Raw genomic sequence first — 10,499 nt, 5'->3', positions numbered from 1 at the left:
TATCGTCATTTATGAGCACCTTTCATATATCTCCCGTACAGAAAAGAATATTCAGACATTCAAGGGAAAAGCAACTATTTCATCATGCATTGTTCCGTATAAATGTTCCTGTTGCCCATGATCTGGTACAACGCTGGCGCCAGCTGGTAAATAAGCATAGCATTCTGCGGACTACATTTACCTATAACAACAATGTATTACTCCCGTTCCAGGAAATAACAACTGCAGACCACACAACAGTAAAGGTAATTACAGCGGATGAAAAGGACATCGCGGATAACTGGAATATGTTCACAAAAGAAGAAAGTGATGCCATCAGGCTGATCATCTTTCAGACAACTGAGGAACAACCGGTTTATTTCGGCATCGTCTCGCCGGCTGTATATTTGGATAGCTGGTCTTTACGTTACCTGGCACAACAACTGATCACCACTGCCGGTATAAACGCGGAATCTCCGGAGTTTGTGCAATATGTGGAATGGCTGGAGCAACTTTCCCCTCCGGATGAAGGGCTTCCCGCCGGATTGGAAGCTGCATGGACAACGGGTACAGGAGCATGTACCCTTACGCTGGAAGAAGGGCATGCTGGTGGACAAACCTATATTACACAGGAAGTGATCCTCCCGGATGATCTGTTAACTGAGCTGAACGCTATCGCGCTCAAAATGGACCTCCGGCCATGTGATATCTGGTACTGGGCATGGACAAACCTGCTCGCTTTATACCAGGAGCAGGAACAGGGATCACATCTCCTGGTTTCTTCCGGGCGTAGCTTTGAAGAGTTCAGAGAAATTCCTGGTCCGTTTGCCAAAGCAATCACTTATCATATACGAAAAGAACAGCAGCAGGATATATTAAGCCTGAAAGAACAAAGAGAGAGTCTGGAGGTATACCGTGAATATTTTAATCCGGAAGGGATGCCTGCACATTCCTGTTCTTTTGAATACCTGGAGCGTATACATTTTCCTGAAACGGTGATGAAAGAAATGCCGGCCTGCATAGATAGTTTATCTGTTAATGAACCATTTGTGCTTTCGTTTTTTGCGGAAGAAAGGGTTGATACAACAAGAGTCATATTGCAGGCGAATGAACAGGCTATATCTGCAGTATCACTTGCCTGGATCAGCCATACCCTGCTGCAATATATCAAGGCCTTTGCAGAACAGGAAGGAGATGCAATAAATATTCCTGTATTGTTAACCCCGGATGCAGAAAAGAAAATACTGGATGAGCTGGTATTTGGAACTGACATATTATATGATAAGGAAACATTGACAGATATTTTTATAGATACGGTTACCCGTTTCCCGGAAAGTAACGCCGTGATCTGGGGGCAGGGAAGTATGACATACAGGGAACTGTTCTTTCGCGCCAGGCAATTATCAGAAACGTTAATGGAACAATTTGATATCTCTCCGGGCGATAGGGTAGTCGTACATGTTTCCCGCACAGAAAAAGTGGTGCCGCTTATCTGGGGAATTATTTTCAGTGGTGCTACTTATATCCCGGCAGATAAGCAATACCCGGAGGAAAGGATCCGGTATATCCTGGAACAGTCTGATGCAAAACTCCTCATCACAGACAGTACAATGGATACGATGCTAAAAAAGGTATCCATGGATCAGCTGTTGGCAGAATCCGCTGTAATCAGTTTGTCGCGTTCACTACCGGTATGCGGGGCTGATCATCCTGTTTACATATTATATACATCGGGTACCACCGGTTTGCCGAAAGGTTGTGTGATTACGATGGATAACCTGTTGCATTATACCCGTTGGGCAAACAGTTATTATTTCAATGATGCTGCAGAGGGAGTAATGCCATTATTTACAACGCTGGCATTTGATCTTACCGTTACTTCTTTTTTCTGCACGCTGATGAGAGGAGCTGCCTTATATGTGTTTGGAGAACAGGATTACATAAATCAACTTATCAGTGATTCCTTTAAAGGGTTATCCGGAATAGATACGATTAAATTGACACCATCACACATACGGATTTTGCCATATCTGGATGTGCATACCACTCACATAAACACCTGTATTGTAGGAGGTGAGGCATTACTTGAAAGTGATGTTAAAATATTGAGGGCCCTAAATCCAGGGATGAATATCTATAATGAATACGGTCCAACGGAATGTACGGTAGGCTGTATTGTATGGAAAGTGCCTGAAACATTCCATACAATCCTGGTAGGGAAACCTATCAGTAATACCAGTGCATTCATCTTTAACACGGATATGGAGTTGTGTTCACCCGGTATTGAGGGAGAAATTTATATCAGTGGAAAAACAGTTGGTGCCGGGTATTTCAGGGATGACGAAAAAACAGCAGCCAGGTTTATTCCTGTTGCCGGTACTTCCAGCAAATTGTATCGTACCGGCGACAAAGGCTATTGGATGCCGGATGGTAACATCCGTTATACAGGCAGGAATGATCAGATGATCAAAATCCGGGGTTACCGGATAGAACCGGGTGAAATAGCGGCTGTAATAAGACAGGTGGCCGGTGTGAATGATGCTTTTGTAATGGCATGTATGAATGCAGATAATGAATTGGAACTGGTAGGCTATTATGAAGGAACACAATTATTGACAGATAAAATACAGGCACAGCTTAACATCCATCTCCCTGTATACATGCATCCTCCTCACCTGATAGCGCTGGAGAAATTTCCACTGAATGTAAATGGTAAACTGGATATGGCTGCACTACCTTCTCCCGAAGAAGTACGCGGGCGTATGCATCATTATGTAGCACCACAAAAAAAGCTGGAAAAACTGCTGGCAGGTGTTTGGGAGACTGTAATGAAAAGAACACAGATAGGTATACATGATCATTTCCTGAGTATAGGTGGAGATTCCATTAAAGCTATCCAGGTTGTAGCACGGATGCGCGATATAGGATGGAAATTGCAGGTGGGAGATATCCTCAGGTGTTCAACGATCGCATCGCTGGTGAACTACCTGCAGGAAAATGATCCGCATCCTGAAGCAGATGCCGCCATCACAGGGGAAGTACCACTTACACCCTTGCAGATTAAATTTTTCAACGATAACATTACACAACCTCATTATTATAATCAGTCTATCCTGTTGGATGCGGGAGAGCGGGTGAATGAAGACCGGCTAAAAAGAGCCATTCTTAAATTGTGGCATTCACATGCCATGTTACGCGCTACTTTTCCAATAACAGACAATGTACGCACCCTGAAAATATTACCTGCGGACATGCCTGGAAATGATTGTTTCCTGGTGCTTTCAAGCGTTGATGAGCAGGTAGAAGAAAAGATGAGATACTGGCAGGCACGGTTTGACCTGGAAAGCGGGCCCTTGTTTCGCTGTTTATTGTTCCGCGATGGCGAAAAAGACATGATCTTCCTTTTGGCACATCATCTTATCATAGATGGTGTATCCTGGAGAATCTTACTGGAACAGTTATCCCGGCTATACCTGATGACCAACCCGGAAGACCTTCAGCTTTCAGCTACAGGGTCTTATTACCAGTGGTCAGTTGCTTTGAAGCAGCGGGTGCAGCAGATCTCTGTCGCTGAACAGGATTACTGGGAAAAGATGAGTGAAAGCATAAAAGATGAATGGCCGGCAGAAAGACATATAGAAAAAACATTCCGTCACTATGAATTGCGAAGTGGTGTTTTGTCCGCAGAGAAAACAGGTCAGTTGCTGCACATGAATCTCCATGGCATGGGAATATCGATCGAAGAGATCTTGCTATCCTGCCTGTCTGAAACGATCTGCAGGTGGAATGGGATGGACGAAATAACCTGTTACCTGGAATCTCATGGCAGAAGTAGTACCGGTGATGCTGCTGTTTTTGCAGAAACGATTGGCTGGTTTACCATGAAATACCCAATCAGGCTTTCCGGCATGCCGGATGCTGATGTAGCGGGCAACATTCAGCAAACCATTCATGCGATGGAACAAATACCCGGTAATGGAGAAGGGTATCTTTGTCTTAAATACCTGAAGGAAGAAAATGTGCTTAAAAATGGTAATGAGCCGTTTTTTACTTTCAATTACCTGGGACAAGGAGATACGCTGGACAATACTCCGTTTTCCATTCATCAGATATCCTCTTTTCAACAGGATATCGGGGGAGAAATTTATATGCCTTCTGCGGTTTTCTTTACACTGATTATTACAGATGGTGTTTTATGCATTGATATTTCTTATCACCAGGGAGTTTATACAAGGTCTGCCATTGAAGAGCTGTTGCAGCTATACATACTTACCCTTGAAAGATATATTACCGAATTGCGGAGTGATACCTATTCATTTAAAAGAACATTATCCGGAATAGATACCCAGGGGCTTAATGCAAGGGAGCTGGATGAGATACTTAATTCAATTTAACGATGCAGCATAATATTCAAAGTATACAAATACTAACACCCCTGCAGGAAGGGTTGTTATTTCATTCCCTGGCAAAGACGGATGATCAGGCTTATTTTGAGCAATATTGTTTTACCCTGCCTGGTAAGATAGATGAAGTCTGTTTTGAAAAAAGTCTTGCCTTCATATTTCAACGGCATGATGCATTACGTACAAAGTTTATTGCTGATAAGGGTGTTCGGCCAGTGCAGGTGATACTGGAAAGTATGACACCGGAGTTAAGTGTTCACCCGCTGGAAAAGGATGAAGCGGTTAAACAGCAGGCATACCTGGATACATTTCTTGAACAGGACAGGTTACGTTCTTTTGAGCTGCAGTCAGGACCATTGTTCCGGGTGGCGATATTACAACTGGGCGATGTTTCAAAGCTGGTGGTTTCATTTCACCACATAATTCTTGATGGCTGGAGTTATGCGATTATCATGCATGAATTGATCAGTCATTACCGCGCAGAAAAGAACGGGCTGCAGTTTCAACCTGGTAAGCCGGTTTCTTTTACGGGTATTACGGGTTGGCTGGCCACACAGAAACAGGAAGAGATAACGGCTTACTGGTTAAAGCACCTGGATATTGAACCGGATTTTACGGTGGCTTCTTTAACCCCCGTTTTTATGCAGCCCTCCGTTAGCATGCAGCAGGTTTCCCTGCAAACTATTTTAAACACGGAAGTATCAAATGCATTAAAACAGGCAGCAGTAAACCTCCGGGTAAGCGTTAATTCCATCTTATATGGTATATGGGGAATTTTATTGTCTCGATACAGCCGCCGGCAAAAAGTTGTTTCGGGTGTAACAGTGTCCGGACGTGAAATTGACATCCCTGATGCCGAACGTGTGGTGGGTATGTGTATCAATACAATGCCATTCGCATTCCAGGTAGAAGATACCTTATTACTGGATCAGTATTTTAAGGATATTTCGGGGAGACTGATCAGCAGCTTTCCCTATCAGTATTGTTCCGTAGTGGAAATTCAACATGCGGCAGGAATAGAAGGGGCACTGTTTGATCATATACTGGCAGTGGAAGATTACCCGTTTGATGAAGTGAAAAACCAGCGCGATGATAAGGTATTTGAAACAACTGTATTTGATCGTACCAATTATCCCTTATCTGTTCATATATCTGTAGGAGAGGGTATTTTATGGCGACTATCCTACAACCCGGACAGGTATCCGGATGCACTTATGGTGCAGGTGCTCAAACACATTGAACTGCTGGCTACCCAGGTAGCAGCAGCTGTTAGTCATGGTTTACGGCTCTCAGACATCAGCATTTGGGGGGATGTCCATACGAATAAACTGATCAATAGTTTCAATGATACAAAAGGCGATTATCCGGTAGAAGAAACGCTTTTATCGATTTATTACGCGCAGCTAAATCGTCAGTCGCCGGCTGTTCTTGAAGATGAAAATCACCGGTTTACAGTAAAGGAAATAGAACAGTACAGTAATGCGGTACAGTCTGCACTGGCCGGCGCCGGCATTGAAAAAGGGGATGTAGTGGCTATTTGCTGCGAACGGTCTGTATGGCTGATGGTGGCTATCATGGGGGTTTTTAAACGTGGAGCCACTTACCTGCCGATTGATATGCGGTTACCAGGAGAACGTATCTCCTACATGATGCAGGATGCGGGGGCAAAGGTGGTGCTTGGGTATGGTAAACTTTCTTTTAATACTGGCGCAGATAACCTTTACATAGATATTGAATCTGCTATTCAACAGCCGCATGTATCCGGCATTGATGTGGTTGCCCTGGAACCGGCAGATGCGGCATATATTATTTATACTTCCGGATCTACCGGTAACCCTAAGGGAGTGGTGGTGGAGCATGGGGCTGTGGTGAACAGGATATACTGGATGCAAAAAGAGTATCCACTGTCACAAACAGATTGCATCCTGCAAAAAACCACCAGCAGTTTTGACGTTTCAGTATGGGAGCTATTTCACTGGTTGTTTTCCGGATGCAATACTTTCTTTTTAGCAGCAGGGAAGGAAAGTGCACCAGACGAGATGATACGCACGATCAAAGAGCGGCAGATTACAGTGATTCATTTTGTACCTTCTATGTTGACCCTGTTTATGGACATGCTGTTACAGGAAGGTAATACCAGCGATTGCGCTTCTCTGCAATATGTTTTTTCCAGTGGAGAGGCATTATCCTTTGGAGCAGTACTACAGTTTAATGACTACTTATACCGGCAGCATAATACCCTGCTGATTAATCTGTATGGACCAACGGAAGCGACGGTGGACTGTACCGGGTTTGTTTGTTCTCCTTTAGCGGAAACTTATAAATATATTCCAATCGGAAAGCCTTTGCTAAATGACAGGGCTTATATCTTTGACGAACAGTACCGGTTACTGCCACCGTGGATAGCAGGCGAACTATGGGTTGCTGGTGTCGGCGTGGCACGTGGTTATATTGGTAAAGAATCACTGACCAGGGAAAAGTTTATGGCAGATCCTTTTGTAAAAGGAGAGCGGATGTACCGTACCGGGGATCTTGTGATGTGGAGTGATACCGGCAATCTCATATACCTGGGCAGAATAGATCAGCAGATCAAATTCAATGGCCAGCGGATAGAACCCGGTGATATTGAAGCAAAAATATTATTGTTGAAAGGGGTGCGGGAAGCCGTTGTCCTGTTGCATAAAAAGGCGGCTGGAATTTCCATGTTATATGCTCTTTATACAGGAGATGAAATACCGCTGCTTAGCATCCGGGAACAACTGGCCAAATGGCTTCCTGCATATATGATCCCCTCTGGTTTTAAGTGTGTGGAACATATACCGCGACTGGGCAGTGGAAAGATTAACCGTAAGGAGGTACTTTTATTACTGAAAGATGAAGTGCCCGTCACTGCCGGTTTGCAGGAAGATGCAGTACAGCTTGAATTAAGGCAGATATGGCAAAAACTGATCGGGAAGCAGGTAGACCCCGCACAGGATTTCTTTGCCAATGGTGGGCATAGCCTCACCGCTATCAGGATGTTGTCTGCTATCAGAAGAAATTTTGATGTACAGGTTTCCTTACCGGATATATTAACACATAACACGCTGAAAGACCTGTCGGCTTTCATAAAAGAACAGCAACCATCCTCCGCAACTATTGTTACAGCTTCTCCGGCGCAGGATGCAATGGCATTGCTTCCTGCACAGGAAAGTATTTACGTGTTGGAGAGTTTGCCTGATATTGGTAGTACTTACCATGTTCCGGGTCTGATCCGCCTGGAAGAAAAACCGGATGAACAGCTTTTGCTGCAGGCTATAAAAGGGCTGATGAATAGACATACTGTTCTTTGTACCAGGTTTGTACAAATTGATGGTAATGTGCAACAGCAAATACTTCCTGCAGATATAGTATTTGATGCATTCATGATAGTGGGAGGATTGACTTACCTGGAGCCGGATAGCGAAGATCCATTGGCCGTATTCCGGCAGCAAAGGAAAAAAATAGCTATTGATCAGGCGCCATTGTGCAGGTTTTATCTGTTGCAGCAAAATAGTGTTTTCTTCCTGTTAATGGATATACATCATCTTATTACAGATGAGTATTCCAACACTGTATTCCTCCGGGAATTAATACAGTTATATCATCAGGAAGTACTTCCACAGCCTTCCCTACAGTTTCATGATGTGGTAAAATGGTATGAACAAACATATCTTCCGGGAGAGCAATATGCAAACGACAAAGCGTGGTGGGCCACATGGCTGGAAGCATTGCCGGCTTCATTACAGTTGCCGGCTCCGGCTATTACCGGTGATTCATTGTTTGCAGGAAATACATTACAGGATGTATTTCCTGCCGGTGTCGCCGGTAAGATCCGGTCATTGTCGGCAGATCTGGGTGTAACAGACTTCGCCGTAATATTATCTGTGTTCCAGTTAGTATTAGCCCGTTTAACAAAACAAGCCAGCTTTACGTGTGGTATTCCTGTTTCCAACAGGAGCATTGCCGGTATGGAAGAGGTTACCGGGTTTATGGTAAACACGCTTCCCATCCGGGCAGATTTGCTGCCGGCGGTTCCCTTCCGGGAATATATGCGGGAAACAGGCAGGCGGTTAACAGCATTGATGCAACATGCATGGTATCCGCTTTCACATATTCTGATGGATAAGAAGTTAGCCGGCTCCGGTAATACACAACCCCTGTTTAATATTCTTTTCAATTACGTGGTATTACCACAGGATGACGATGAACGTGATTTTCCGGACAAGCAGCTTGAGACGGATGCTAAATTTGATCTCAGTATTGAAGTTACCGCGCAACATGAAACTTTTTTTATTTCTGTGATATATGCTACCGGAAAAGTGGATGCGGCTTTCCCGCAATTATTGTATGATACTTTCTGTGAACTGCTGGAGGGAGATATTAAAAAACTGGATACTTTCATCGCAGTTAAACTGCCTGCAATTGAAACGCCGGTGCCATTGATCGTTACAAGGGATACAACTGCCGATACCATTATATTGCAACAGCTATCCCTGTTGTTTAAAGAAACCCTGGGACTTGAAGTAGTACATCCTGAAGATGACTTTTTCTTTTCAGGCGGTCATAGTCTGTTAGCGATTAAACTGATTAACAGGATACGGGAGCGGCTCAAAGTAAAGCTCAATCTGTACGATGTATTTAATAACCCGCGGTTGATCGACCTTGCATCATTGATCACCTCCCTTGAAAGAGCGGCTGATCAGGATATTCCAATGGCTGGGGAGCGCGATTTTTATGCGGTTTCACCTTTGCAGAGAAGGCTCTGGTTGCTTCAGACAAATGAACCGCAGGACATTTCCTACAATATGACCACCGCTTTCAGGGTAATGATTGCTTTAAACAAACCATTACTTGAAGAATGCCTGGATTACCTTGTGCAGCGTCATGATCAGCTGAGAGCAAGCATAGTGCTGCATGATGATGGTCCTGTAGTAAAATTATCAGGAACACTGCTTTCAGCTGCTTATCTGCATTATGTAGATGGTGTTGAAAGCGTAGAGGAATTTAAATCCCTGGCAGGTGATTTCTGTAACCAGCCGTTCATATTGAATCAGGGGCCGTTATTCCGTGTCATGATCATGCAAAATAGTCCGCAGGATTTTTATATCGTATTCAACCTGCACCATATTATTACGGATGGATGGTCTATCTCTATCCTGTTATCAGAATTGATCCTGCTTTACAATGCAAAACTAAAAGGAGATCATTATTCGTTGCCTCCACTTTCTTTACGTTATGTAGATTTTGCACAATGGATGTCTGGAAGGAATCAGCAAGACTCATCCGCATACTGGTTGTCGAGAATTGGACCACAGATCCGGCAGGCCGCTTTTCCACATGTAAAAACTGAAGACAATTTATTGGGAGCCACTTCGAATTTTATTCTGCCTGACGATCTTTCACGTCTGGTTATACAAACAGCCCTGGAAAGGAAATGCACTACATTTCAACTAATGATGTTTGCTTTTGCATTATTGCAATCCAGGCTTTCGGGCAATGATCATTTTATAATTGGCACCTCTGTATCGGGGAGGACGAGCAGTGCCATGGAGCCTGTTGTAGGATTTTTTGTGAATATGATGCCTGTGGTTGTAAATATTGATAAACAGGTTACACTCCGGGAAGCCTTACAGCATTTTGCAGCAGGTATGGCTGCTGATATGGCACATGCCGCCATTCCATTTGATGAGTTGTCTGCCTTATTCAGAAAAGACAGAGCGATACAGTTAGGGAATTATATCAATACCCGGTTTGTATATAACGATTTTTCTTCGCTGGATATACATGCCGGTGATATTGCAGTTGAAGAGATAGAAGTGAAAATGGAAGGAAGCAAGTTTGATCTCAGTTTTACCGTGCAACCACTCGGGGAAGGTTTATCACTCAATGTTGAATATAAAACAAGCATGTATACCCAAACGGTGATCCATACTTATGCGAATCAATGGCAAATGATGCTGAAACGTGTTTGTGAATTGGACGACGTGAAGGTGGAATCGCTTTTTTTAACCGGTTGGGATGAATCTGCTGTCAACCTGAAATCCCGTTCTCATGAACTATTGAAACATTTGAAAGGTGTATCATAAATAAAACTGA

2 protein-coding genes are annotated in these 10,499 nt (G+C 43.8%); both read left to right on the top strand.

Features of this window, described 5'->3' with window-relative positions; all coding sequences use genetic code 11:
* Window positions 1-11: 11 nt before the first annotated feature.
* Window positions 12-4,373: a non-ribosomal peptide synthetase gene (locus BW716_RS10200; RefSeq protein ID WP_083722439.1), complete on the top strand. Its 4,362-nt coding sequence runs from the start codon at window positions 12-14 to the stop codon at window positions 4,371-4,373.
* Between the two features lie 2 nt (window positions 4,374-4,375).
* Window positions 4,376-10,489, top strand: a complete 6,114-nt coding sequence (locus BW716_RS10195; protein ID WP_083722438.1) for a non-ribosomal peptide synthetase — start codon at window positions 4,376-4,378, stop codon at window positions 10,487-10,489.
* The last annotated feature ends 10 nt before the right edge of the window (window positions 10,490-10,499 follow it).

The organism is [Flexibacter] sp. ATCC 35208 (assembly GCF_001975825.1).
Lineage (GTDB): Bacteria > Bacteroidota > Bacteroidia > Chitinophagales > Chitinophagaceae > Chitinophaga.
This window is presented reverse-complemented; position numbering and strand designations above follow the sequence as displayed.

Excerpts from the sequence above, each read along its gene's own strand:
- BW716_RS10200 (WP_083722439.1), top strand. The coding sequence starts at position 12 with ATGAGCACCTTTCATATATCTCCCGTACAGAAAAGAATATTCAGACAT.
- BW716_RS10195 (WP_083722438.1), top strand. The coding sequence starts at position 4,376 with ATGCAGCATAATATTCAAAGTATACAAATACTAACACCCCTGCAGGAA.